Source organism: Thermosynechococcus sp. (assembly GCF_046299655.1).
GTDB lineage: Bacteria > Cyanobacteriota > Cyanobacteriia > Thermosynechococcales > Thermosynechococcaceae > Thermosynechococcus.
Genome location: NZ_JBKBHZ010000001.1, coordinates 109103 through 133948 on the forward strand (window position 1 = coordinate 109103; position 24846 = coordinate 133948).

27 protein-coding genes are annotated in these 24846 nt (G+C 52.0%); 14 read left to right on the forward strand and 13 right to left on the reverse strand.

Translation table 11 applies throughout. The features are described from left to right. Positions 1-100 precede the first annotated feature (100 nt). Entirely contained in the window at positions 101-3193 is a 3093-nt protein-coding gene (locus ACK4HN_RS00655; protein WP_409877084.1) for a response regulator, read from the reverse strand. A 111-nt stretch (positions 3194-3304) separates the two neighbouring features. On the opposite strand from ACK4HN_RS00655, the gene petG reads away from it, so the two are divergent. Both petG and der read left to right on the forward strand, forming a co-directional pair. Then, positions 3305-3418: a cytochrome b6-f complex subunit V gene (gene petG / locus ACK4HN_RS00660; protein ID WP_298612828.1), complete on the forward strand. Its 114-nt coding sequence runs from the start codon at positions 3305-3307 to the stop codon at positions 3416-3418. Positions 3419-3449: 31 nt separating this feature from the next. Then, on the forward strand, positions 3450-4802 hold the full coding sequence (der, locus tag ACK4HN_RS00665; protein WP_409869255.1) for a ribosome biogenesis GTPase Der: 1353 nt from the start codon (positions 3450-3452) through the stop codon (positions 4800-4802). A 15-nt stretch (positions 4803-4817) separates the two neighbouring features. On the opposite strand, the gene ACK4HN_RS00670 is transcribed toward der, so the two are convergent. From ACK4HN_RS00670 to ACK4HN_RS00680, 3 genes are read right to left on the reverse strand one after another with little or no spacing between them, the layout of a single operon-like run. Next, positions 4818-6026: an ABC transporter substrate-binding protein gene (locus ACK4HN_RS00670; protein WP_409877086.1), complete on the reverse strand. Its 1209-nt coding sequence runs from the start codon at positions 6024-6026 to the stop codon at positions 4818-4820. Then, entirely contained in the window at positions 6027-6545 is a 519-nt protein-coding gene (gene ilvN / locus ACK4HN_RS00675) for an acetolactate synthase small subunit (RefSeq protein WP_409877087.1), read from the reverse strand. A gap of 46 nt (positions 6546-6591) precedes the next feature. Next, entirely contained in the window at positions 6592-7236 is a 645-nt protein-coding gene (locus ACK4HN_RS00680; protein ID WP_409877088.1) for a J domain-containing protein, read from the reverse strand. A gap of 69 nt (positions 7237-7305) precedes the next feature. On the opposite strand from ACK4HN_RS00680, the gene ACK4HN_RS00685 reads away from it, so the two are divergent. From ACK4HN_RS00685 to ACK4HN_RS00695, 3 genes are read left to right on the forward strand one after another with little or no spacing between them, the layout of a single operon-like run. Further along, a complete protein-coding gene (locus tag ACK4HN_RS00685) occupies positions 7306-7860 on the forward strand; it encodes a shikimate kinase (protein WP_409869251.1) in 555 nt (184 codons plus the stop codon). Then, positions 7854-8405, forward strand: a complete 552-nt coding sequence (locus ACK4HN_RS00690) for a DUF4126 domain-containing protein (RefSeq protein ID WP_409877089.1) — start codon at positions 7854-7856, stop codon at positions 8403-8405. The genes ACK4HN_RS00685 and ACK4HN_RS00690 overlap by 7 nt, the downstream gene beginning before the upstream one ends. A 43-nt stretch (positions 8406-8448) precedes the next feature. Beyond that, the gene (locus ACK4HN_RS00695; RefSeq protein WP_409869249.1) at positions 8449-8997 is read left to right on the forward strand and encodes a pentapeptide repeat-containing protein; all 549 of its coding nucleotides are present in this window, start codon (positions 8449-8451) and stop codon (positions 8995-8997) included. Here ACK4HN_RS00695 and msrA read toward each other — a convergent pair. The 5 genes from msrA to ACK4HN_RS00720 form a co-directional block, all read right to left on the reverse strand. Further along, positions 8984-9652 (reverse strand): peptide-methionine (S)-S-oxide reductase MsrA, encoded by a 669-nt coding sequence (msrA, locus tag ACK4HN_RS00700; protein WP_409853379.1) that lies wholly within the window; start codon positions 9650-9652, stop codon positions 8984-8986. The genes ACK4HN_RS00695 and msrA overlap by 14 nt on opposite strands. An 80-nt stretch (positions 9653-9732) precedes the next feature. Continuing rightward, a complete protein-coding gene (locus ACK4HN_RS00705) occupies positions 9733-10302 on the reverse strand; it encodes a DUF4340 domain-containing protein (RefSeq protein ID WP_409869248.1) in 570 nt (189 codons plus the stop codon). Between the two features lie 20 nt (positions 10303-10322). Next, positions 10323-12293 (reverse strand): acetate--CoA ligase, encoded by a 1971-nt coding sequence (gene acs, locus ACK4HN_RS00710; RefSeq protein ID WP_409877090.1) that lies wholly within the window; start codon positions 12291-12293, stop codon positions 10323-10325. A gap of 60 nt (positions 12294-12353) precedes the next feature. After that, the gene (locus ACK4HN_RS00715; protein ID WP_409869246.1) at positions 12354-12830 is read right to left on the reverse strand and encodes a DUF2214 family protein; all 477 of its coding nucleotides are present in this window, start codon (positions 12828-12830) and stop codon (positions 12354-12356) included. Positions 12831-12933: 103 nt separating this feature from the next. Then, positions 12934-13287 carry a hypothetical protein gene (locus tag ACK4HN_RS00720; RefSeq protein WP_409869245.1) on the reverse strand — a complete coding sequence of 118 codons (354 nt, stop codon included), beginning with the start codon at positions 13285-13287 and terminating at the stop codon, positions 12934-12936. A 290-nt stretch (positions 13288-13577) separates the two neighbouring features. Here ACK4HN_RS00720 and ACK4HN_RS00725 point away from each other — a divergent pair, with 290 nt between their 5' ends. After that, positions 13578-14930 carry an AAA-associated domain-containing protein gene (locus ACK4HN_RS00725; RefSeq protein WP_409869244.1) on the forward strand — a complete coding sequence of 451 codons (1353 nt, stop codon included), beginning with the start codon at positions 13578-13580 and terminating at the stop codon, positions 14928-14930. 7 nt (positions 14931-14937) lie between these two features. Here ACK4HN_RS00725 and ACK4HN_RS00730 read toward each other — a convergent pair whose 3' ends face one another. Next, positions 14938-15282 carry a carboxymuconolactone decarboxylase family protein gene (locus ACK4HN_RS00730; protein ID WP_409869243.1) on the reverse strand — a complete coding sequence of 115 codons (345 nt, stop codon included), beginning with the start codon at positions 15280-15282 and terminating at the stop codon, positions 14938-14940. Positions 15283-15501: 219 nt separating this feature from the next. Here ACK4HN_RS00730 and ACK4HN_RS00735 point away from each other — a divergent pair, with 219 nt between their 5' ends. Continuing rightward, positions 15502-15957, forward strand: a complete 456-nt coding sequence (locus ACK4HN_RS00735) for a hypothetical protein (protein ID WP_409869242.1) — start codon at positions 15502-15504, stop codon at positions 15955-15957. Between the two features lie 29 nt (positions 15958-15986). Here the strand turns inward: ACK4HN_RS00735 and ACK4HN_RS00740 are convergent, their stop codons facing one another. Continuing rightward, positions 15987-16184 carry a DUF2949 domain-containing protein gene (locus tag ACK4HN_RS00740; RefSeq protein WP_181496383.1) on the reverse strand — a complete coding sequence of 66 codons (198 nt, stop codon included), beginning with the start codon at positions 16182-16184 and terminating at the stop codon, positions 15987-15989. A gap of 318 nt (positions 16185-16502) precedes the next feature. Here ACK4HN_RS00740 and ACK4HN_RS00745 point away from each other — a divergent pair, with 318 nt between their 5' ends. Then, positions 16503-17336: an acyl-CoA desaturase gene (locus ACK4HN_RS00745; RefSeq protein WP_409869241.1), complete on the forward strand. Its 834-nt coding sequence runs from the start codon at positions 16503-16505 to the stop codon at positions 17334-17336. A 7-nt stretch (positions 17337-17343) separates the two neighbouring features. Beyond that, positions 17344-18210 carry an SDR family oxidoreductase gene (locus tag ACK4HN_RS00750; protein ID WP_409869240.1) on the forward strand — a complete coding sequence of 289 codons (867 nt, stop codon included), beginning with the start codon at positions 17344-17346 and terminating at the stop codon, positions 18208-18210. Positions 18211-18253: 43 nt separating this feature from the next. Here ACK4HN_RS00750 and ftsZ read toward each other — a convergent pair whose 3' ends face one another. Next, positions 18254-19516 (reverse strand): cell division protein FtsZ, encoded by a 1263-nt coding sequence (gene ftsZ / locus ACK4HN_RS00755; protein ID WP_409869239.1) that lies wholly within the window; start codon positions 19514-19516, stop codon positions 18254-18256. 73 nt (positions 19517-19589) lie between these two features. Beyond that, positions 19590-20432, reverse strand: a complete 843-nt coding sequence (locus ACK4HN_RS00760; RefSeq protein WP_409869238.1) for a metal ABC transporter permease — start codon at positions 20430-20432, stop codon at positions 19590-19592. Positions 20433-20473: 41 nt separating this feature from the next. On the opposite strand from ACK4HN_RS00760, the gene ACK4HN_RS00765 reads away from it, so the two are divergent. The 5 genes from ACK4HN_RS00765 to ACK4HN_RS00785 all read left to right on the forward strand — a co-directional run bounded on the left by ACK4HN_RS00765 (position 20474) and on the right by ACK4HN_RS00785 (position 24846). Continuing rightward, entirely contained in the window at positions 20474-21256 is a 783-nt protein-coding gene (locus ACK4HN_RS00765; RefSeq protein ID WP_409869237.1) for a TIGR00297 family protein, read from the forward strand. Between the two features lie 81 nt (positions 21257-21337). After that, positions 21338-21994, forward strand: a complete 657-nt coding sequence (locus ACK4HN_RS00770) for an FkbM family methyltransferase (protein WP_409877091.1) — start codon at positions 21338-21340, stop codon at positions 21992-21994. Further along, positions 21964-23034 carry a glycosyltransferase family 10 domain-containing protein gene (locus tag ACK4HN_RS00775; RefSeq protein WP_409877093.1) on the forward strand — a complete coding sequence of 357 codons (1071 nt, stop codon included), beginning with the start codon at positions 21964-21966 and terminating at the stop codon, positions 23032-23034. The genes ACK4HN_RS00770 and ACK4HN_RS00775 overlap by 31 nt, the downstream gene beginning before the upstream one ends. 29 nt (positions 23035-23063) lie before the next feature. Then, positions 23064-23948 carry an alpha-1,2-fucosyltransferase gene (locus tag ACK4HN_RS00780; RefSeq protein ID WP_409877094.1) on the forward strand — a complete coding sequence of 295 codons (885 nt, stop codon included), beginning with the start codon at positions 23064-23066 and terminating at the stop codon, positions 23946-23948. 4 nt (positions 23949-23952) lie between these two features. After that, positions 23953-24846 carry a glycosyltransferase family 2 protein gene (locus ACK4HN_RS00785; protein WP_409877095.1) on the forward strand — a complete coding sequence of 298 codons (894 nt, stop codon included), beginning with the start codon at positions 23953-23955 and terminating at the stop codon, positions 24844-24846.

Consider the following 24846-nt stretch of genomic DNA (forward strand, 5'->3'; position numbering starts at 1 on the left):
GTTTTGACTGGAATAAACAACACAATAGTCTATTGTCTCTAGTGTATCGCTAAATGTCTCGCCAGGGGCTTCTCTCTCCCTGCTGACTCCCCTCCAGAGGCTATACAGAGGGACTTAAGGGGCGGCAGCGTTGTAAGGCGCGCACCAACTCCTCAAGGCGGACGGGCTTGCTCACATAATCATCCATGCCAGCCTCGAAGCAAAGCTGGCGATCGCTCTCCATGGCATTGGCCGTCATGGCAATAATGCGCGGGCGGGGTTGCTTTAGCCCTTGAAATAGGGCAATCACCTCTCGCGTGGCCGTGACTCCATCCATCTCCGGCATTTGCATATCCATCAGAATCACATCGTAGGGTTGCCGCTGGACTGCCTCCAACACCTCTAGACCATTGGCAGCTACATCGCCGCGGTACCCCAACTTTTCCAGCAGGCGCAGGGCCACCATTTGATTCACCTTATTGTCCTCAGCAACTAAAATCCGCAGGGGCGGTAACCTCTCCTTCATTTTTTCTAGCGAGGGGGCAGTAGCTTGCGGCTTGATAATTTGTGACTGATGGCCAAAGACATCACTGAGAACATTAAAAAGGATGGAGGGTTTGACGGGCTTACTGACTAGACTGTGAAACAGTTGCCGCTGCTGGGGAGTCAGATCATTGCCCACTGAAGTGAGCAGGATAAGGGGCAGCTGGGGATAGGCTTGACGTAGGCGCTCTGCCAGTGTCACACCGTCCATCTGTGGCATTTGGAGGTCAAGGATAGCCACATCCGGCAGGGGTTCCCGACTCAACAGCGCCAGCGCCTCGGAGCCACTTGCGGCCACAAGCGATCGCAGCTGCCAGCTTTGGGTTTGCAGTTGGAGAATTTGGCGGTTCAGGGGATTGTCATCCACAATTAAAAGGCTGCGCCCTTGAAAGAGGGAAACAGCGGCATCACTAATGCGGTTTGGATTCAAAAGCAGGCGAACCCGAAAGTAAAACACCGACCCACTTTCGCCGATAGGCAGTGACTCATACGCCTCAGGAGGGTTCCCCCCCACCGTCAGTGGGCCTTCCTTCGTTTTTGTTTCCAGCCAGATTTGTCCCTGCATGCGCTCCACCAGCCGCTGACAGATCGCCAGTCCTAAACCGGTGCCCCCATAGCGGCGAGTCACAGAGGCGTCTGCCTGACTAAAGGGCTGAAAAAGACGGCCCACGCGATCGCTAGCAATGCCAATGCCGGTATCCTGAACCGCAAAAAACACATCATAGTAAGTGGGTATAAAGTCCGAGTAATCCTGCTTTTGCAGGGGCTTGGCCTTGAGGTGGAGAGTCACCTGCCCTTGGGGCGTAAATTTAATGGCATTGCCCACCAAATTCACCAGCACCTGCCGCAGCCGCCCCATATCCCCAATCACCTGTCGCGGCACACTCAGGTCAATGTAGCTAGCTAACTCAATTCCCTGTTCTTGCGCTCGCCCTGACAAAAGATCTAGAACCTCCTCCACGCAACTGTGGAGATTAAAGGGATAAGCCTCCAACTCCAGCTTGCCTGCCTCAATTTTGGAGAAGTCAAGAATGTCATTGATAATCGTCAAGAGGGCATCACCGCTGATGCGGATCGTATTCACAAATTCCCGCTGCTGCTCCGTTAAAGGGGTGTCCAAGAGCAATCCCGTCAGGCCAATAATGGCATTCATGGGGGTGCGAATCTCGTGGCTCATGGTTGCCAAAAACTCACTTTTGGCACGGCTAGCATCCTCGGCGGCTTTGCGGGCTTCCTCCAAAAGTTGTTGCTGGGTAACAATGGCGGACACATCCTCCCAAGTGCCCAAAAAATAGGTTTTTCCCTCCAAATCCTGAAGAGGGACAACGCGACTATTGATCCAGCGGCTCTGGCCATCCCCGTACAGGACACGAAACTGGGCTTGAAAAAGCTGCCGCTTTTGTTGACACTCCTGCCAAGCGGTCACAACGCGCTCCCGATCCTGGGGGTGGAGGTGCTCAATCCAGTGTTGCTCGGCTTCAAGGGCGCTGTTGACTCCCAAAAGCTGCAACATGGTTTGGTTTAAGAACGTAGGTCTTCCTGCCTGATCCAAGGTGAAAATGCCCACCGGTGCCATTTCGCTGACTTGCCTAAAGCGCCCCTCACTGGCTTGCAATTGCTCTTGCCAGCCCTGTCGCCGCTGTTGGTAGCGCACGCCCAGGTACACCCCAATGCCACTTGTGAGCCATACCCCCAAAAATTCTGCCAAGAGGGGGAAATAAACCCCTGCGACCAGCTTACTTTCAATGGCAGCCGCAGGCAGGTGCGCCACAATCCACAGGGGATAATTGCCGCCAAGAATGGAGGTGCCCTTCTCTGGATCAAGGGAGCGCTGATTGTCACCAAAGGGAAAAATTTGATTGTAAACGAATATGCCTTGCTCGTCTTGCCAAGTCCCCCTCGGTGAAGCCTGCATCTGTGTCCAGAGGCGAGGGTACTGTTGGGCCACGGTAAACGCCTGACGCTGCGAGTCAGTAGCAACCCACTCTTGGCCGGGGAAGTGCCCCACTAGCCAGTGCCCCCTTCGATCCGTTAACAGACAGCCCAAGTAAGGATTGCGACAAACCAGTTGAAATTCTCGAAAGAGAGCTATGGCATTGTAGCGCACCATCAAAAACCCACCGCCTGTCAGGGGCGTAACCACGTAGAGAAAGGGCTGGGCCTCAACCATCGTTGAGTTGGGGTCACTTTCTAATTCAAAGGGAGAGACAAACATCTCTCCCGACTGCAGTTGTTGAATTGCCGACCAATAGCGCCGTAGTGGCTGTGAGTTTGCTGCTGCCCCTTCTTTAATTGCGACTCCCCCTTTTGTCAAAGTAAAGCTCAACGTGAGTTTGCCGTTGGCGTCCAGCAGAAATACGCAATCATAGACTTCTTTAGCCTTCAGCCAAGCGGCAATTTCTTGCCTGCGCTCCTGTTGCTCAGCCCGTGTAGCTGTAGGGGTCAATCTTTTGGCAAGGATGAGGGCACCAATCTGAATATCGGTGGTAATTGTTTGCAGAAAATGCTTGAGAAGAAGCTCAGTGCGCTCAACCTTAGCAATTTTATCCGCTTCAATTTGACTTAAAAGGTGGCTGCACTGAAGCTTGTAAAGCTGGAAAAAAAAGACAGCGACTAGCGCGGTGGTGGGCAGGAAGTACTTTAGGAACCGGGGCAGCAAAGGGCGAGGCATAGGACAACGTTTCAAAGTGCGGGCAGAGAGCTACCACGTCAGGATCAACAGGGCTTATGAAATAGTGTATCTTAAGGAAACAAAGCCCTTCTATTGTATTCAGTCTGTTCCATGATTGAACCATTGTTGTGTGGTATTGTGTTAGGCCTTATCCCGGTGACCTTGGCGGGACTCTTCTTTTCTGCTTACCGGCAGTATCGTCGCAGTAGTTCGCTTGAGCTGTAACCCTCCTACGGACAACGTCCCTAGCTTGCCTATGACGCTACCCGTTGTTGCTGTGGTTGGCCGCCCCAATGTGGGTAAATCCACCTTTGTCAACCGCCTAGCGGGAGAGCGCGATGCCATTGTCCACGATGAACCCGGTGTGACCCGCGATCGCACCTATCGCCAAGTGTTTTGGCAGGATCGGGAGTTTCTGGTCGTGGACACAGGGGGACTTGTCTTTGACGATGACAGTGAGTTCTTGCCCCTGATTCGCCAGCAGGCCGAAATTGCCCTTCAAGAGGCCACAGCCGCTATTCTAGTCGTAGACGGCCAGGCAGGGCCAACAGCTCTGGATTACGAGATTGCCGCTTGGTTGCGACAGCGCCCTTTGCCAATCTTAGTGGCGGTAAATAAATGCGAGTCGCGCCAAATGGGGCAGGCACAGGCGGCGGAGTTTTGGTCACTGGGGCTGGGGGAACCCTACCCAATTTCCAGTATCCATGGCAGTGGCACAGGGGAGTTACTGGATCAACTAATTACCTACTTGCCTCCTGTGGAGGAAACCTTACCCGCAACACCACAAATTCAGGTGGCCATTGCCGGCCGCCCCAATGTGGGTAAGTCCAGTTTGCTCAATGCCTTGATTGGGAGCGATCGCGCCATTGTTAGCCCCATTTCAGGGACAACCCGCGATGCCATAGATACCGTGATTGAACGCAATGGCACCCAGTACCGCTTCATTGATACCGCCGGTATTCGCAAGCGAGGCCATGTGGCCTATGGGCCTGAGATGTTTAGCGTTCATCGTGCCTTTAAGGCCATTCACCGCTCCGATGTCGTGCTGTTGGTTCTAGATGCCCTTGAGGAGATTACCGAACAGGATCAACGCTTGGCGGGGCACATTGCTGATCAGGGACGTGCCTGTGTGTTAATCATGAACAAGTGGGATGCGGTTCCCGAAAAAGATGCCTATACGATAAACACCTATCGCGATCGCCTGTATCAGCGGCTAAATTTTCTTGAGTGGGCTGATGCCCTTTTTGTCAGCGCTCTGACCGGCCAGCGGCTGGATAAAATTTTTGCAGCGGTGGATGCGGCAGTTGAGCAACATCGGCGCCGTGTTAGTACAGCCGTGGTCAATGAGGTCATTCAAGAGGCTCTGCGCTGGCATACGCCTCCCGCAACCCGCCAAGGCCGCCAAGGCAAAATCTACTACGCCACCCAAGTGGCTACTCAGCCCCCCACGTTTGCCATATTTGTCAACGACGCCAAGCTCTTTAAGGACAACTACCGACGCTACCTTGAAGGTCAAATTCGTCAGCAACTGGGATTTCGCGGCACACCGATTCGCCTCCTGTGGCGGAGTAAAAAACCCCGTGAAGCGGCTCAGTTAGTGAGTCCCTAGTTTTCCTCTTTGGTTTTACTCCTGTGGCCGTTCAACTTTTTTCACTAAGCTAAACCTGCCGCTTTGGCCATCCTCACTCATTTCAATCTGCCCGACATAAAAGAAGCGTTGCAGCACCTCTCCCTCCGGTGTAAAGCGAATTTCCCCAAGGGGTGTTTCATAGACGCCCTTGAGGATCTCTTCATTTAAGGCTTGACGCATCTTTCCAAGGGGCACCTCCGACAGGTTCTTTTCTTGGGAGAGTCGCGCTAAGGCCTCGGCAAAAACTTGAACCGCCGTAAAGGCTTGGGCACTAAACTGAGAAGGGGCTTGGCGATATCTTGTTTCAAAGGCGTTGCGAAACTTGACATTCATGGGATCGGGGTTTTCGGGATTATAGGCTTGAGCCACTAGAACACCATCACAAAGGCGACGACAAACGGGGAAAATGTTGACGGTATTGACACCATTGCCCCCCAAAATTAGCCCCTGGTAGCCCAATTCCCGCAGTTGACGGATGAGATTACCACCGTCTGCTGCTAAACCAGAGATGACAATTAAATCAGGTTTGAGATTGAGGGTGGCATTAATCTGCGCTTGAAAATTGGTATCGGTGGTTTGGGTTTGCTGAACAGTAACCAGCTCAAGCTTGGGATTCTCGCGAATCGCTTTTTGAAAAATCTCTGTTTCTGAGCGACTAAAGGCATCATCTTGGGCAAAGAAGACGGCGACGCGGCGAATGTTGGGATTTATCTCAAGGGCGGCTTGAATCGCCGTGGGAGCCACCACATCTACCCCTGCGGAGACACGACTAATGAAAGCACCGATTTCTGGAATACCACGGGCGGTGTTGGAAGGTGCCACTACTGGGACACCGGCTTGCTCAGCAATGGGATCCGCACTAAAGGCTTGTTGCGAGAGGGTCGGTCCGACAATGCCAATCACGCGATCGCGATTGATCAAGGTTTGAAAGACATTGACTGCTCCCGCTTCATCACTGCCCGTATCCTGAATCACCAGCTGTAGGGTCTGCCCCTTGATCTGGCCTGTTTGGTTGAAAAACTCCCCAGCGACTTGCACCCCTTGCAGTGCCTCTTGACCGTAGAGAGCCGCATTCCCCGTTTGAGCGAGGGCCACCCCCAAAGGCAACGAATTGTTGTTTACTGAAGAAGACTCGATTGCCGTACAGCTACTGAGGGCGATCGCCCCCAACGCGAGCAAGAACCAGTGACACTTCCCCGCCAACTAGACTCGCGCCTCCAAGGACTTCAGATATTCGGTATTGACCCCAGATTCGCGCACAAGGGCAATTTTACCCGTGCGGGCAATTTCGCGAATCCCGAATTTATTAAGCATTTGGACAATGGCCACCATCTTACCGGGATCCCCCGACACTTCAATGATCAAGGAATCCTCGGAAACATCCACCACCTTGGCGCGGAAAATTTGCACCAGTTCCAAGATTTCAGAGCGGGTACTAGCCGTGGCATTCACCTTCACGAGCATGAGTTCCCGCTCCACACAGGGAATCGTCGTAATATCCTGCACCTTGAGCACATTGATCAGCTTGTAGAGTTGCTTGGTTAGTTGCTCAATGATGGCATCATCGCCGAGCACCACCATCGTAATGCGGGAGATGCCAATTTGCTCCGCCGGGCCTACCGCCAAGCTTTCGATATTAAAGCCACGCCGCGCAAATAAACCGGCAATGCGAGTGAGCACGCCCGCCTCATCTTCCACCAAGACCGATAGGGTATGTTTCATAGCGCAGACTAAATTTTGCTGCCATGGGATGCTGATTTTCTCTAGTCTAGCGGACAAGCCGACACTCTGCGAAGAGGCGACGGGCAATGCGAAAGAGTTCTTGGCCAGTGTGCAAATAGCGATCGTCGTAACTGTGGCTAAACTGCTCTAGCTCATCGAGACCATCCACCAGTTGATTCAAACAGTAATAGAGGTGGGCTGCTACCTTGGCCACAGCAGCGGGGTTAGGTTGGGCTTGGAATGTATAACGGGCGCGGGTGAGGGCACGGCGACAGTCCTGCAAGTAGGTAAGAAAGTGATCCATCAGGTCATCATCAAAGGGATCGGCAGCAAGGGCATCAATTTGGTGGGGGAGCGATCGCAAGACTGCTTCAATAATCCGACGGACAGGGTAATAGGTAAAGGTCAACCATTGCTCTAGCTCGCGATCGGCGGCTTGGGAACGTTGAATATTGGGTTTGGCGCTAGTTTGATGAATGCGGTGCTGGGCATCATAGGCCCGCCGACATTCCTCATCCCCCAAGATTTCATAGGCGGCGTTAATGGCCGCCATTTGCTCGTGACTGGAGCGATCGCTGGGGTGGTAGTCGGGGTGATACTGCTTTACTAACCGCCGATAGGCTGCTTTAATCTCGGCTTGGGTCGCCGTTACGGCCACCTGTAGCGTCGCGTAGGGATTGGACTGGGACATGGGAATGGTGAGAAGACTGCCATATTTAGGTTAAAGTGCTGACTTGGCGGTGTCGATAAAGGGTTATCTATGGAACTGCAAGAACGCCTTGGGGGAGTCAATATCTATCTTGTGGGCATGATGGGTGCCGGTAAAACCACCGTTGGTCGGCTCTTAGCACAGCGCCTAGGCTATGGTTTTGTGGATACGGATGCAGTGATTACCGAGCTGCGTCAACGCCCCATTCGCGAGATCTTTGCCCAAGAGGGAGAATCCACCTTTCGGGAGTTGGAACAACAGGTCTTAGCACAGGTCTCTAGTTACCATCATTTGGTGGTGGCCACGGGGGGTGGCATTGTGCTAAACCCGATGAACTGGAGTTATCTGCGGCATGGGATTGTAGTTTGGCTCTCTGTGCCCCTTGCGGTTCTCTGTCAACGCCTACGCCATGACCAGGAACGTCCCCTTTTACAGGAGCAGACCCTAGAGGAGCGCTTGGGTGAATTGCTGGAAACGCGGCAACACCTCTATGCCCAAGCGGATTTGGAGCTAAATATCACGGCCAACGATACCCCTGAGACGGTGTGCGATCGCCTCTGGGAAACCCTTCCTCATATCTTGAAACCCATAGAACCGTCATGCTAGAAGTGCTAGCGATTCTTTCAGCGGCAGCGGCCGGCGGCCTACGACTGGCATTCCCTCTTCTGTTGATTGGCTTATTGCAGGGAGACCAACTCTGGTCACAGGTGCCTGTGTTACGCCACTTTTCTCCCTATTGGGTGGTGGGGGTTTTAACCGCTTGGTCATTTCTTGAGATTTTCTTGGCAGGTAATGTCTGGGGCTACCGCCTGATTATCCTTGTGCAACTGTGCTTTAGCCCCTTGGTGGGTGCACTTTTGGGCATGACCGTGGCAACAGCAACAGATACACCCCAGTGGCTCATCGGTACCCTCAGTGGTCTGTTTGCCTTTGTGTTGCAATTGGTGCAGGTGGGTTGGTTTTATCGCCTAGGGAAGCTGCCCCGTTGGGTCATTGTCGGGCAGGATATTCTCTGTATGCTGCTAATTTTATTTGCCCTTAAGGCACCCAAGCAGGGTGGCTTGATTGCTCTCCTCCTTTTGTGGTTGGCGGTGCGCAGTGCTAAGGATTGGCAGCAACGCCATCGGCGCACTCGGCAGCGAAGTTCCTAGTACTTATGTTAAAGTCGCTCTAGCGTGGTAGGAGGATGTGGCCGTGAACCAGCAGGCATTCATTGCAACAGCAATAATTAGTGCCGCCCTCACTAGCGGTGCGGTCTTTGCCCTCCCTTCCCCCCTGCAGCAACTCCTGCAAACCCATGCCTGTCCCGGCTGTGATCTGCGGGATGTGGATTTGCGCGGTTATAACTTGGCGGGAGCCAATTTGCACAGTGCCAATCTTGAGGGCGCTAACCTACAGAACACCAACCTCCTGCTGACCAATCTAGGGGGAGCCAATCTGAGGAATGCCAACCTCACCGCCGCTTATCTAGAGCGAGCCAACTTAGAGCAGGCCGATTTGAGCGGAGCTGACCTTAGCCGTGCCGTTTTACGCCACAGTCGCGCCCAAGGTGCCAATTTCAGCAACAGCAATTTAACGGGAGCCGATATCCGCTATGGAGATTTGCGCCGCGCCAATCTCAGCGGTGCCACCTTTGAGCAAGCGAATATGCAATGGGTACGGTTAAAGAATGCCACGCTGAGCCAAACCAACTTTAGCGACGCTTACCGCCCCCGTATGCCCTATCGCCTCAATCTCTACTGACGGCGGAAGGTGTGCTCATCAGTTCGTAGGGAACCTTGGTGCCCCCTAGGCCACAGTAGCCGTTCACATGGCGGTGGAGGTATTGCTGGTGGTAGGGTTCAGCAAAGTAAAACTCAGGCGCGGGCAGAATTTCAGTGGTGATGGTGCCGTAACCTGCGGCTTTGAGGGCTGCTTGGTAGCGATCGCGACTGGCCTCGGCAAGAGCCTTTTGCTCAGGAGAGTAGTAGTAAATACCAGAACGATACTGCGTCCCCACATCATTGCCTTGGCGCATGCCTTGGGTGGGGTCATGGTTTTCCCAAAAGACCTTGAGCAATTCCTCATAGCTGACTTGTTTGGGATCAAAGACCACCCGCACCACCTCGTTGTGACCTGTCATGCCCGTGCACACCTCTTGATAGGTAGGGTTAGGGGTATAGCCGCCCGCATAGCCTACCGCCGTGACATAGACACCCGGCACCTGCCAAAACTTGCGCTCAGCCCCCCAAAAACAGCCCATACCAAACATCGCTAATTCCATGCCTTCGGGATAGGGAGGGGTGAGGGGATGACCATTCACCAGATGCGCCTCTGGTACGGGCATGGGTTCTGCCCGGCCGGGCAAAGCCTCACTGGGGCTAGGCATGGTCAGCTTTTTGAATCCGAAGAATCCCATGACTGATGTCCACTCGATAGTTCACTACGCTTTTATATTCTGACGAGCTTTTGGTGACTCGTGCTAGGATTCACAGCCTTCTAGTTTCCTGCTTGCTGACGCTCCCATTCCTGTAGGGGGCGCTGCACGGCATTTTTAAGGTCAAGGGGAACGAGGGTCACCGTCATTTTTTCCTGCGGTTGCGTTGGTGGGTCAATTTCTGCGTAGAGTTTGAGACCGTCAAACGTAGGGTCGCCCAAGCGCAGACGGTGCTGCTGGCCGTCTTTGAGGGTGATCTCTATGGTGGCCATGGGAGGAGCGAGGCCATAATCTTTGGCTCGTTCAGTCGGTACGTCGAGGGAGCGATCGCGCTGACCGGTGGCTAATAAGTTGAGTAGAAACACAACCGTGCCCTCTTCGGCGGGGGTTTGCTTTTCCCGATCAATCACCCAAGTACCTGTAGTCAACTTTTTCAGGTTCAGACTGTAATCAGGGGCAATAATTTTCAATGCCGCAACATCCGTCTCTTGAAAGTTAAAGAGTGGTTTTGGAGCCTGCGTATCACTGCTATTGGGACTGGGCAGTTGTTTCTCAAATAAATAGAGGCCGCCCCCTAAAATAGCCGCCGTTGCTAAGAGAATCAGCGTTTTTTTGCGGATGCCTGTGGACATGAACAGGATAAACGGATTTCTCAAGCCCCTTGACGCAACTTTTCTAGCACTGAGCGATCTTCTAGGGTTGAAGTGTCCCCCGCTACCTCTTGGCCAGCAGCCAGGGAACGCAGGAGCCGCCGCATGATTTTGCCTGACCGCGTTTTGGGCAATGCATCGGTAAAGCGAATCTCCGCTGGCCGCGCCAAGGCCCCAATTTCATTGACAACATGTTGCTTTAATTCCTGCTGGAGTGCTTCGCTAGGGGGAGCTGACTCATTGAGAATGACAAAGGCCACGATTTCTTCACCTTTCACTTCATCGGGCCTGCCCACCACTGCCGCTTCCGCCACTGCTGGGTGGGAGACCAGAGCCGATTCAATTTCCATTGTGCCCAAGCGGTGACCAGACACATTGATCACATCGTCAACCCGTCCCATCACCCAGAAGTAGCCATCCTCGTCCCTGCGGGCACCATCACCGGCAAAGTACACGTATTGGCCATCGCGAGGCGGGATATGCTCCCAATAGGTGCGGCGGAAGCGCTCCGGATCGCCATAGAGCGTGCGCATCATCCCCGGCCAAGGGTGACGAATCACCAAATAGCCCCCCTCATTGACGCCAACGGGATTTCCTTCTCTATCCACAACATCGGCCAAAATGCCTGGAAAGGGTTTGGTGGCAGAACCGGGCTTCATCGGAATCACCCCCGGCAGTGAGGTGATCATGTGCCCCCCCGTTTCCGTTTGCCACCACGTATCCACAATGGGACAGCGCTCACCACCAATGACGCGGTAGTACCACATCCATGCTTCGGGGTTGATGGGTTCACCCACCGTTCCCAACAGGCGCAGGGAAGAGAGATTGCGGGCGCGCGGCAAGTGTTCCCCCATTTTGATAAAAGCCCGAATAGCGGTGGGAGCGGTGTAGAAAATCGTGACGCCATACTTTTCAATCACATCCCAGAAGCAACCGGGATTGGAGGCGCGGGGTGCCCCTTCATACATGAGGGTGGTTGCCCCATTGGACAGCGGCCCATAGACAATGTAGCTGTGGCCGGTAATCCAGCCCACATCGGCGGTACACCAATAGACATCGCTATCTTGGAGGTCAAAGACCCATTGAGTAGTGATGTGGGTGTAGAGGTTGTAACCTGCCGTGGTGTGGACAACGCCCTTGGGTTTGCCAGTGGAGCCAGAGGTGTAGAGAATAAAGAGTAAATCCTCGCTGTCCATGGGTTCGGCAGGACAGTCAGCACTCGCGCCCTTTTGCAGATCGTGCCACCAGTGATCGCGACCGGGCACCATCGTCACCGGCTGTTGGGTGCGCTGCACCACCAAGACGTGTTCAACGCTGGGCACTGCCCCATTGGCCAAGGCCCTATCCACCTGATCTTTGAGGGGCACAATGGCATCTTTGCGCCAGCCACCGTCGGCGGTGACAACGAGTTTGGCTTGAGCATCAAGGAGGCGATCGCGCAAAGCTTCGGCACTGAATCCCCCAAAGACCACTGAGTGGGGGGCGCCAATCCGCGCACAGGCCAACATGGCAATGGCTGCCTCGGGAATCATTGGCATATAGATACCGACGCGATCGCCCTTTTTCACTCCCAGTTGCTTGAGGACGTTGGCAAATTGGCACACTTCGCGGTGCAGTTGGGCATAGGTTAGCATGCGGCTATCACCGGGTTCTCCTTCCCAGATCAAGGCCGCTTTATTCTTGCGCCAAGTCTTGAGGTGGCGATCTAAGCAGTTGTGGGTAATGTTAATTTTGCCGTTAACAAACCACTTGGCATTGGGAGGCTGCCAGTCCAGCACCTGCTCCCAAGGTTGAAACCACTCTAATTCCTGTTGAGCCAATTCCCCCCAAAAGGCAGCAGGATCAGCTTTGGCCTTTTCATAAAGCGCATTGTAGGCCTCAGGGGAATTGATCCGTGCCTTGGCCACAAAATCAGTGGGGGGATAAAAAAGCCGGTTTTCCTGAAGAATGGATTCAATGGTGGGATGACTCATCCGTCTTATCCGTGGCAGCAAGATCTATCATAGGGGCGATCGCTCCCCTGCTGAAGGGTCTTACCGTTGAATCCAATCCAATCCAATCCCTCGCGCCATCATCGCGGCGAAAAAGGGAATGGCACTGAGAAAAGCCAATTCAGCCCGAATCACCCACGTTAAGCGCTGCACAGTCGACAATTCTAGGGTAGGTGCCCTCTCTTCTCGCAAGGGTTTAATCCACAGTAAGAAGGAGATCGTCGGATACAGGGACAATAGCCCCACCAAGATAAATAGACCCACCTTGAGGTGAAAGACAGGGTTGGCCAAATAATACGCCGTGCCTTTGCCAAAATAGAGAACCCGCAAAATGCCCGTGACAAGAACAGTTACCGCAGCAATGCCATAAAGGGCATCGGTAATCACCAATCGCCAAGCCTGTTTAAGGTCTAAGTCCTTGCGCAGGGTGAGGTGCTCCACCACAAGGGCAGCAAAAGCCACCATAAAGCTAAGGTAGTGCAGATAGGCGATCGCGGCACTACTCCAAAGGGTGTTCATGAAGGTTTCCTTGGCGAGTGAGAGACGTTGCAAAAAGAGCTGTACTTATCCTAGGGGGCAGCCTTGGCATGTGCAAGTGCCAAGCCCCAGAGGTTTTTAGGCGTTAGCCACGGCGCAGATCTTTAGCCATGGCGCGAAAGAGATCTAAATTGGGATCATTGCGGCGGCGTTCCTGTTCTTCTACGGGAGGCGTCACCACATCACTGACGCTGGGTTCGGGTTTACCCTTGTTTTGTTCTTCAGGATTCACTTTTTCAATGGAGGAGACTAACTCCACCACTTCGACTTCTTCTTTGGCACCGCCAGTTGCAGGGAACGTTTTTTTCACCACCTTGGCAGTACGCATGTACTCAATGTTGCCGTAGGTCTTGGCTTCATCGGGATCGAGAAAGAAGTCTTTGCCGGGTTGGGCGTCAGCTTGCTTGCCCCGACGGAAAAGGCGATCAAAGAGTCCCATAGCGGAATTGTGACCTTTTGTAACGAAACCGCTGATCAGTGTACAGTAAAATCCATAGGCGAAGCCATGAGAAATTTTACAAATTGCGTGGCGATCGCCGAGCTTCGTGGCAAAAACCGTTCCAATTATCTAGATGTTTTCAGAAAAGCTCTGTCAATCAACCCATGATGTGTTGAGGGGATAGGCAAAGGTGCAGCACAGGCGCTGGGGACAATTTTTGTCCCCTAAGCTCCCCAAGACTTGAATCCTCATGATAGGTTAACGGTGGAAATGCCACAGGGTGCAGGACTATGCACGCCAAAACCAAAGGAGAATCGCTCGTCCGCTTACTGGATGTGGGTAAGGCCTACCGTCAGCCCAACGGTCAGGTTATTAGCATTATGGAAAATATTAATCTTGAGTTGCGCACGGGGGAAATTGTTGCGCTCCTAGGGCCATCGGGATCCGGTAAGTCAACCCTAATGCGCATTATTGCGGGTTTGGTTGCGCCTACTTCTGGGCAGGTTTTGTACCGTGAGCAGCCAATGCAGGGCTTGAATCCGGGGGCAGCGATTGTCTTCCAAAGTTCGGCCCTCTATCCGTGGCTAACGGTTTTGGAAAATGTGGAGTTGGGGCTAAAAGCCTTGGGGGAAGGCCCGCGATCGCGCCGCCGCAAGGCACTGCGGATGATTGACATTATTGGCTTGGATGGCTTTGAAAACGCCTATCCCAAGGAACTGTCGGGAGGGATGCGGCAGCGGGTGGGCTTTGCGCGTGCTTTAGCGGTTGAACCCGAACTTCTGTGCATGGATGAACCGTTCTCGGCCTTGGATGTGCTGACGGCGGAGAACCTGCGTTTTGAACTTCTCGACCTGTGGCTAGAGCACAAGATTCCCACCCAGAGCATTTTGATTGTCACCCACCACATTGAGGAGGCAGTGATTCTCGCCGATCGCATTATTGTGTTAGGCAGCAATCCCGGCCGGGTGCGGGCTGATTTTCCAGTGACGTTGCCCCACTATCGCGATCGCAAGAATCCGGAGTTTCAAGCCACCGTGGATCGCATCTATAAAATCCTCACCAATCCCCATGTGGATGAATTGGAGCAACTGGAACCCAAGCCAGCTACCCTGCCCAAGAGTCAAGAACCGCGTTATCCGCTGCTACCCCATGTGCGTATTGGCTCCATTGCCGGTCTATTAGAACTCCTCGAACACCGCAAAGAAGACCTCTACCGCATTGCCCAAGAGCTGCAACTGGAGCTAGACGATATTCTGCCCATTGTCGAAGCCGCCCAGATGATGGAACTGGTGGAACTCAAGGAAGGCGACATCAGCGTAACCCCCATTGGCAATGCCTTTATTCAGGGGGACATTGACCAGCGCAAGCTGATTATTCGTCAACAACTCCTCAAGCATATCCGCCTTGTGCAGCAAATCCATACTTTCCTCATGGCCAAGCAGAACCACCGCATTCCCGAAAGTTTGGTTCTCGATATTCTAGAACGACACTTCACGCCCCAAGAGGCCGATCGCCAGCTCAATACCGCCATTGACTGGGGACGCTATGCCGAACTCTTTAGCTATGATGAACCAGCCAAGGAAATTTTCCTTGAAGTCGGTGAACCTGAGGAGCCACTGCCCCTTGAAACGACCGCAGTTTGAAGGTCTCCTACGCAGCCTGCTCTTGACTAAATTCCTCTAGGGCTTCCATGACATGGGTGGCATACATCAAGGCAGGGCCGCCATCCATGGCCACAGTCACCATTAGCGTCTCCATAATCTCCTCAGGGGTTGCGCCCGCATGCAAAGCAGCACGGGTATGGAAGGCAATGCAGCCGTCACAGTGTTTGGCGACCCCAATGGCTAGGGCAATCAACTCTTTGGTCTTGGTATCCAGCGCCCCCGGTGCCGAAGAGGCACGACTGAGACTATAAAAGGCTTTCATGGCATCCGGCATCGCCGCCGTTAGCTTTGCCGTATAGGATTTGATGTGGTTAATTTGTTCAGTGTACATCGCTGTTCCCAACCATCCATTTTAGACCTATCATCGCTACTGAACGCAGCTACCCGCCTAAAACTTCAACTTTTTTTCTCCTTGCCTTTGGTGATGAGCATCATTGGTTGCGGGTGAGAAATGCCACGGCTGTTCTTAGTCAGCCCACCTAGGATAAGAGTATTCACCCCATAGGGGCTAGACAAAACTGTTCTCTCCACTCCCACAAAGGACACCTAGATGCTGAATCAAAAAGGTTTACTTCTCACCTGCCTCGCCGTTGCCCTCAGCCCCGCTGTGAGCCATGCTGTACCTCTAGCTTCCACCCGGACCGTCCAATTGCAACCCCCAAGTAACGTACAGGTACGCCCTACGATTATCGGCAAGATCAATAAATCTCCTTCCATCTCCTGCAATGAGATTGTGATTAATGCCACACTGCATCCTCCCGGCGGCTTTCCAGTGGGGGGTGCCACTGCTACTTTGTCCCCCGCTGGTAGCAATGGTTGCAGTTACAAAATTACCGTTCCGCCTGAGCTACTCGGTAAGAAGGTTCATCTCTGGGGAACGTTCAAGAGTCCTTCGCCCCTGTTGTCCATTCAACCCGTAGGCTGGCAAAGTCCCATTTCTCTGCCTCAGCAGTTGGGTATTTCCCAGAGCTATGACTTTGTTGCTAAGGAAACGGTGATTCATTAAGCCTAAATAAAGGAATTCTGAGAACGCCCCTAGGATTGACTGGTTTCTAGCCAATCGAAGATGCGGTCAAGCTGCTCAAGGCTCACCAAGCCATACTGCCAGAGAACAACGGGCAACAAATTGACCTGCTCATCGCAGTGCTTGAGGCCGAAGTCAATGGCAGCGGTGGGCAGCGCCATCTCCCGCTGTAGGAAGTCAATGAGTCGTGTCCAACGTGGCGTTTTCATGATTCCTATAGCTACCACACCTTACCCTCTATCCTAGAGATTAATCTGAGAAAATGCAACATTTCGTTACAAAACCCCAGAAAATGAAATAATCAGCCTGCTCTTTGGTAGGATGCCTGCTATTTTCGGGGACACTCTCCCCAGAGACTTCCCCCACCAGAGGGAATTTATAGGGGGGCTACCCAATCATTGGTTTTGGGAAAAACACTCTAAGTAAAGATACTCAACCGCAGCTCGTTATACTAAAGTCTGACGGGTGTTGTTCAAGCTCAGCCTAGAGAGAACAGCAGCCGACTCAGTTGTTTTACGGATGTGTTCATGACCCAAGCCACCGTTGCCAAACCCCCCATTGCCTGGCCTACGGCGACCTTTATTATTTTTGTTCACCTCGGTGCTCTTCTTGCTTTTTTACCCGGCATGTTTAGCTGGAAGGCAGTCCTGCTGGCGCTTGTGCTTCACTGGTTGACTGCTGGCATTGGTATTACCCTTGGTTGGCACCGCCTCGTTACCCATCGCAGCTTCCAAGTGCCTAAATGGTTAGAGTATTTCTTGGTCTTTTGCGGCACACTTTCAATGCAAGGGGGGCCGATTTGGTGGGTTGGGCTGCACCGCCACCATCATCTCTACTCCGATCAACCCAATGATCACCACGATTCCCGTAAGGGCTTTTGGTGGAGCCATATTGAATGGATGTTTCGGGAGGTGCCAGCAGAAGCAGAGATTCCCCGTTTCACCAAAGATATTGCTGACGATCCGGTGTATCAGTTTCTTGACAAGTACTTTCTGCCGATTCAGGTGGTCTTGGCCATTGTCCTTTACCTCTGGGGGGGCTGGCCATTTGTGGTTTGGGGAATTTTTGTCCGCCTTGTAACGGTCTATCACACTACTTGGCTGGTCAATAGTGCCACCCATGCCTTTGGCTATCGCACGTTTGAGACCACGGATCACTCAACGAATTGCTGGTGGGTTGCCCTGTTAACCTTTGGTGAGGGTTGGCACAATAACCACCATGCCCATCAGTACTCGGCACGCCATGGCTTGCAGTGGTGGGAACTCGATCTGACGTGGCTCACGATTCGCTTCTTGCAATTGCTGGGTTTGGCCACGAAGGTGCGTTTGGTGGAGGCACCGGCAGCCTCTTCCCAAGACTAGAGTGCCAATGCGGGTTCTCATTCTCGGTTGCGGTTATACGGGAACGTGGTTGGCGCGATCGCTCCAAGCGCAAGGCATTGATGTTGTCATTACCAACCGTCGGGGGGAGCCACCGCCAGAACTCAGCACTGTTCCCTGTTTTCCCTTTGCGTGGGAACAGCAGGGGGAGCAAATCCCCTTGGAGCCAAAAGCACTTGAGGGAGTCACCCACGTTCTCAATAGTATTCCCCCCGATCGCCAAGGGGAGGATGCGGTTGCGCTGGCACTGTTGCCGCAGTTAGAGAACCTGAATTTGCACTGGTTTGGCTATCTTTCAACAACCGGCGTCTATGGCGATCGCCAAGGGGGCTGGGTAGATGAAACCACACCCGTCAATCCCCAAAATTTGCGTTCACAACACCGCGTTAGAATTGAGCAAGCCTTTCTCAACTCCAGTCTGCCCACCCATATTTTTCGACTCCCCGGCATCTATGGCCCCGGCGAGGGGCGCAATCCCCTCGCTCGTATTCTCAAGGGCGATGTCCAACTCATTGACAAACCGGGGCACTACTTTTGTCGGATTCATGTGGCGGATATTGTCCAAACCCTCCAGCGATCGCTGGCACAACCGACGCCCGGCGAAATTTACAACCTCAGTGATGATCAACCCTCAGAGTCGCTTCCTGTTTTCCTTGAGGCCTATCGTCTTTTGAGTCGCCCCGCCCCGCCGGCTATCCCTCTAGAGGCAGCCAACCTAAGTCCCATGGCTCAGTCCTTCTGGCGCGAATCCCGGCGCGTGCGCAATGAGAAAATCAAGAAAGTTTTAGGGGTTAAGCTGCACTATCCTTCCTACCGCGAGGGGTTGTTGGCGATCGCCCGTGAATTAGGTTTTTGAGACGGCCGGCTCTCTCCTCTGAGAGATGGTGACCTTATAACACCTAGGGATTCGGTCGCCGTCGCTGGAGAAACTCCGGAATGTCCAATTTGGGCTTGGTTTCCCCCACTGGTTCTGGAGCAGGAGTTTCAGGCGGAGGGGATGCCGTCGTTAGAGGACGATTCGCTAGGGGCGTTGTTTTGGCTGTGGCACGGGTGCGGCTAATGGGTTCCCCACTAAATCCGGTAGCAATCACCGTAACTTGAACTTCCCCTTGCATTTGGGGATCAATGACAGCACCGAAGATGATGTTGGCATTGGCATCGGCCACATTGTAGATGACCTCGGCAGCGGCATTGACTTCATGGAGGGTGAGATCTGTGCCTCCCGTGATATTGAAAACGACACCCTTGGCACCCTCAATCGATCCCTCCAGTAGGGGCGAAGAAATTGCACTGAGGGCAGCTTCAGTGGCACGTGACTTGCCCGAGGCAATACCAATGCCCATCATGGCAGAGCCAGCATCGGCCATCACGGAGCGAATGTCAGCAAAATCCACATTAATCAGCCCTGGCAGATTAATAATGTCAGAAATCCCCTGCACCCCTTGGCGCAGCACATCATCAGCCACTCGAAATGCATCCTGAACCGAGGTTTGCTCCGAAATCACTGAAAGGATGCGGTCATTGGGAATCACAATTAGGGTATCAACACGACTTTGCAGGGCTTCAATCCCTTCATCTGCTTGACTAGCGCGACGCCGCCCCTCGAAGGTAAAGGGACGGGTTACAACGGCAACGGTTAGGGCGCCCTGTTCTTTAGCCACTTCTGCCACAATGGGGGCAGCGCCAGTGCCGGTACCCCCTCCCATGCCACAGGTAATGAAGATCAAATCGGCATCCTTGAGCGCTGCAGCAAGGTCTTCGCGGGATTCTTCAGCTGCTTTTTGACCAATGGCAGGGTTGCCACCGGCGCCGAGACCACGGGTGAGTTTTTGGCCAATTTGTAGGCAGCGGTGGGCTTGGGATTGGGCAAGCGCTTGGGCATCGGTATTCACACACCAGAACTCAACACCAGCCACGTTACTGGCAATCATGCGGTTGACTGCATTGCCACCGCCACCACCGACACCAATCACTTTGATGCGCGCTGCCGACGTTTCTACCAAGCTCTCATAACTCCTTAACACATCAGTTGGTGCGCCATGGCCATTGTCGCCAGATGCAATGCCTACCTCTCCCGCAACAATGGAGGAGGGAACTTTAGGGGGAACAGGTTCTGTAGGCCACTGTTGATCTGACTCCATAACGCAGCGGTTTCTACCCATGATAAACATGGGGCAACTATATCATGAACTCTAGCAAAGGCATCGGCAACACCCCACAAAATAATCCTTAAGCCTAACTGAGGGGAGAGCGGGCTTTGGCCAACAGACCGTACTTGGGGGCAAAAATCATCGCCAACAGAAAAATCAGTGTTTGCAGGACAACAATACAACCACCGGTCGAAGCATCGAGATAGTAACTGATGTAGGTTCCCAATAAACTGCCGAGGCCACCCGCTGCAAGAGCAATCAGCACCATCCAGCCAAAGCGATCGCTCAGTAAATAGGCCGTTGCCCCTGGGGTAACTAGCATCGCCACCACCAGAATAATACCCACGGTTTGGAGAGCGGCCACGGTGGTTAGGGAGAGCAGCCCCAAAAGAAGATAGGATAGCAGGGTAGTACTCAAGCCAATCGTGCGAGCATGGGTGGGGTCAAAGCAAAGGAGGATAAAGTCGCGATGCAGTAAGGCGATCGCCATGAGTGTTATGAGGCTCACAATCACGGTTTGCCAGAGGTCGCGATCGCTAATCCCCAAGACATTCCCAAAGAGAATATGCATCAGGTCAACACTACTGGCGGTTTTCGAGAGCAACACCAACCCCAAGGCAAAAAAGCCCGTAAACACCAAGCCAATAACTGTATCCTCCTTCACGTGTGTCTGCTGCTGAATAAAACCAATCAGGGTCACGGCCATCAGACCAAAGACAAAAGCCCCCAAGGCAAAGGGCAGCCCCAGCCAATAGGCCAAGACCACACCAGGCAAGACTGCATGGGACACAGCATCCCCCATCAGTGCCCAACTCTTCAGGGTTAAGAAACAAGACAATACCGCACACACACAGCCCACCAAGGTACTGACTCCTAGCGCCTTGACCATAAAGGCGTGTTGCAGCGGCTCCAGTAGCCAAGTGATCATTCTTTGTCCTCTCTGCCTGAAAAGTATGATGCCTGAAAAGTATGATAAGGTGCTGCCAGTACAGTCGGAGTGCGGTTCTTGTGGATGGCATCCTTTTACTGAACCCTTGGTGGATAGGTGTTTTACTCAATACCTTCCTTGGGGCGATCGCCCTCTTGGTGCGGCAAAAATTACTCACGGCCGCAGGACTTTTCCATGCATGGCTTCTGGGAGTTCTGATTTGGGGCACCTTAGGCTGGCAGGGCTATCTGATTGTCATGGTCTATTTCTTGGTGGGATCAGCTGTCACCCGCCTCGGCATGGCCGAAAAAGAGGCCGCAGGCATTGCTGAAAAACGCGCCGGTGCCCGTGGACCAGAGAACGTCTGGGGATCCGCTTTTACAGGCACTGTCTGTGCACTCCTTGCTCTCGTTTTGCCCCAATGGCGGGAGTTATTCTTAGTGGGGTTTGTGGCTAGCTTTAGCACCAAGCTCTCAGACACCTGTGCCAGCGAAGTGGGCAAAGCCTATGGCCAGCGCACCTTTCTCATCACTACCCTAAAGCCCGTGCCGCGAGGGACAGAGGGCGCCGTTAGTCTTGAGGGAACCTTGGCGGGGATTGGCGGTGCAGCGGTTATTGCTGTGCTAGGCTGGAGTGTGGGCTTGATGGGGGCGATCGCCATCCCCATCTGTATCTTTGCTGCTTTCTTGGCCAATCTTGTGGAGAGTTTAGTGGGGGCAACCCTACAGAGAAAGTATCCTTGGCTGAGTAATGAGATTGTTAACGGCATCAATACAACAGTGGGGGCGTTGATAGCGATGGGAGTCGTTTTTGTAGGTTCGTAAGCAGATTACTGACACTTGGGAGTTTAACTCTCACTTTTGTGATTTAACCTATTTCTCTACGCTTATCAAATTTTGGCAAATATGAGCAAAATTCTAGATTGGCTTGATGCATGGCTAATTCGTGACTCCTTTCAGCGAGAAGTTCGTCGCTGGTTTCGAGATAAAGGCGATAGTACTCTACGGCTTGATTATCCACTTGATGCAGAGAGCATTGTCCTGGATGTGGGGGGATACAAAGGAGACTTTACCGCTCTCATTCATGAGAAATTTAATTGTCGAGTGTTTATTTTTGAACCAGTTTCGGTCTTCTATCGTATTTGTCAGAAACGGTTTGCTAATAATGCAAAGATTACCATTTTGAATTATGGATTGTCCGACGTCGATGAAGTTTGTCAAATTTACATAGCTGAGGACTCATCAAGTTTTTATAAAAGAAACTCAAAAACATCAGAGGAAGTGGCTCAACTACGGAACTGTGAAACTGTTTTCAAGGAGCTTGGTATCGAAAAAGTCGATTTGATGAAAATTAACATTGAAGGAGGAGAGTATAATTTAGTAGGAAAGCTCATCAATTCTGGCTTGATAGAAAAGATAAAGTATCTTCAGATTCAGTTTCATAATTTTGTCGAAAACTCAAAAGAAAAGCGTGAAAATTTGCGCTCTCAGTTAACAAAAACCCATATGATAATGTGGAATTATGAATTTGTTTGGGAAAGCTGGCGCTTAAAGAGCATTTGAGTTTCAACCTAGAAAATCGTTCAATGGCAAAGCAAGGATTAACTGGTCTTTTTATCTATCCTGATATTCCCACAACCGTATTTTTTGATCCTAATGGGTCCCCAGATGGATTGACACAGCCTTGGGTTGCCCTACGGGACGGATTTCGTGCTCAGGGCGTTGAACTTGTTGGCCTCGATGAATGGCGTGACAATCCAGATTTTGAACTCCATCTCAATGTGCAAGCTGCGCGCTCCAAGTCTCCAAAATTTGTCATTCTTGCTGAACACCCGTTGATCCATCCAGCCAATGGGCGGCAATTTTTATTGCGTCGCTATCAAACTGTCTTTACTTGGAATCCCGACTTAGCTATCAAGCAGGCTCAGCGAATTCAATTGCCTCACCCGCTAAAGATAACCGCTGGCGTAGATGGTTATGGGCAGCGTCCGCAGCTAGTGGTCTTAATTAACAGTAACAAGGCTCTAGCTTGGTGGGCACCCCATCGAAATCTCTACCGCGAGCGAGTTAGAGCCATTCGCTGGTTTGAGCGCTATGCACCACAGGACTTTGCCCTGTATGGTTATGGTTGGGATCGATCAGCCCGACAGCCGCTGGTTGGGGGGATCATTCACGCCCTAGAAAAACGGGGGTTCCGCCGACCATTCCCTCCGTTTCCATCTTGGCAGGGGATTGTACCTACAAAAGCTGAAGTGTTGAGGCGGTCCCGCTTCTCCATTGTTTACGAAAATGCCATTTTTCGCGGTTATGTCACAGAGAAAATCTTTGATGCCTTTTGTGCCGGCAACGTGCCGATCTATTGGGGGGCACCAGACATTACCGAGTACATTCCTAAGGCCTGTTTTATTGACCGCAGAGATTTTTCCTCCTACGAATCCTTATATGACTTTCTTAAAACAATGTCAGAGGAAACCTATAGAGGCTACCAGCAGCGGATTTCGGATTTTTTACACTCTCCTCAAGCAGAACGGTTTTCCATTGCTTACTTTGTCAAGACCATCATTTTCAGCATTTTGGCTCAAGTCAGCGCTATTCATAAATAGTCAACAGTCGAAATAATGAAAATAATGATATGATCATTGCCCAAATCGTCGGGGGTCTAGGCAACCAAATGTTTCAGTATGCTTTGGCAAGGTCGCTGGCAATCCGCAAGAAAGTCCCTCTGTATCTGGATATTTCCGCCTACAGAACCTATAAAAAGCATCGGGAATTTGAGCTGAAGCGCATTTTCAACTGTGCTGGCGAAATTGCTACTGCTGCCCACATTCGATCAGTGTTGGGGTGGTGTGCCCTGCCAGGGATGCAAGGACTTGCCAAACAGCAGTCTGCCATCCGCCGTTTTCTATGTCCGCAACTGATTTTTGAACCCCATTTTCATTACTGGCCCAAAATTTGGGAGATTCCCGACAAAGCCTATCTTGTTGGCTACTGGCAATCAGAAAAATACTTTAGCGAAATTGCTGATATTTTACGGGAAGATTTCAAGTTTAGGCAGCCCCTGTCGGAAACAAACGCCCAATGGGCAGAGAAGATCACCCATTGCAATTCAATTAGTCTTCACATTCGCCGTGGAGACTATGTTTTAAATCCCGAGACATACAAAGTTCATGGTGTTTGCGATCTTGACTATTACTATCGAGCTATTGAATATATGACTTCACTGATAGATGATCCTGTATTCTTTGTCTTTTCAGACGAAATTGAATGGGCAAAATTAAACTTAAGAGTTGCTTATCCTATTTATTATATAGAAAATAACACTGCCCAAGAAAGCTATAATGATATGCGACTAATGAGTCTATGTCGTCACCATATTATTGCTAATAGTACCTTTAGTTGGTGGGGGGCTTGGCTGAATCCATTCCGGGGAAAAATTGTTATCGCTCCGCAGCAGTGGTTCAGCATTAAGAGATACAATACTGTCGATCTTATTCCTGACTCTTGGCTAAGGATATAGTCTAATGAAACCTGCAATCTCGGTAATTATGCCAGTTCGCAATCAAGCTAAATATGTAGAGGCGGCTATTAACTCAATTCTTCAGCAAACCTATCAAGATTTTGAACTCTTGATTTTGGACGATGGCTCAACGGATGGCTCTGTCGAGGTGATTGCCGCTCATATTCAAGGCAACCCGAAGGTGACGTTTCTGAGTCGTGACCACCAAGGGCTAGTGCCGACACTTAATGAGCTTCTTGCCCAAGCAAAAGGAGATTATGTGGCCTGCATGAATGGGGATGATATTGCTCACCCTGAACGCTTAGAAAAACAATTCAAGTGGATTCATCAACATCAACTAGACATCTGTGGTACATTTGTTACCCTTTTTGGGTGGAAGCGAGGTCTGTGGCGTTATCCACTATCCCACACAGGTTGCGAGGTAGAGTTGTTGTTTGGTGTTCCTTTTGCTCATCCTTCTGTGGTTGCTAGGAAAGACATGCTGACTTCCCTCAAGTATTCTGCTCAGTATGAATGTGAAGACTATGACCTCTGGCAGCGGGTATGGGCAGCAGGTGGCAGGATGGGTAATGTTCCAGAGCCTCTTCTTCGCTACCGCACACATCCTAAACAGCGCTCCCAAGTTTATCGCGCGATTATTGCTTACCAAGCTGGTTTTATTCGACATCGCCACTGGCAGGCATTATTACAGCGGCAGTTAGGGTGGTCAGCAGAGCAAGCTAGAGCATCAATGGCTCAACCTTGGACGGTGTGGAGCGTTTTTCAACAACTGGAGAAGACCTATGAACATCCGGAAGCAAAAACACGTCTAGGGGCAACAGGTTTTTTCCGCTGGTACGCCCATGAGGTGAACTTTTCTCTGGCGCAATCTGCAAAATCCGTAGAAAAAGGTGGTTAA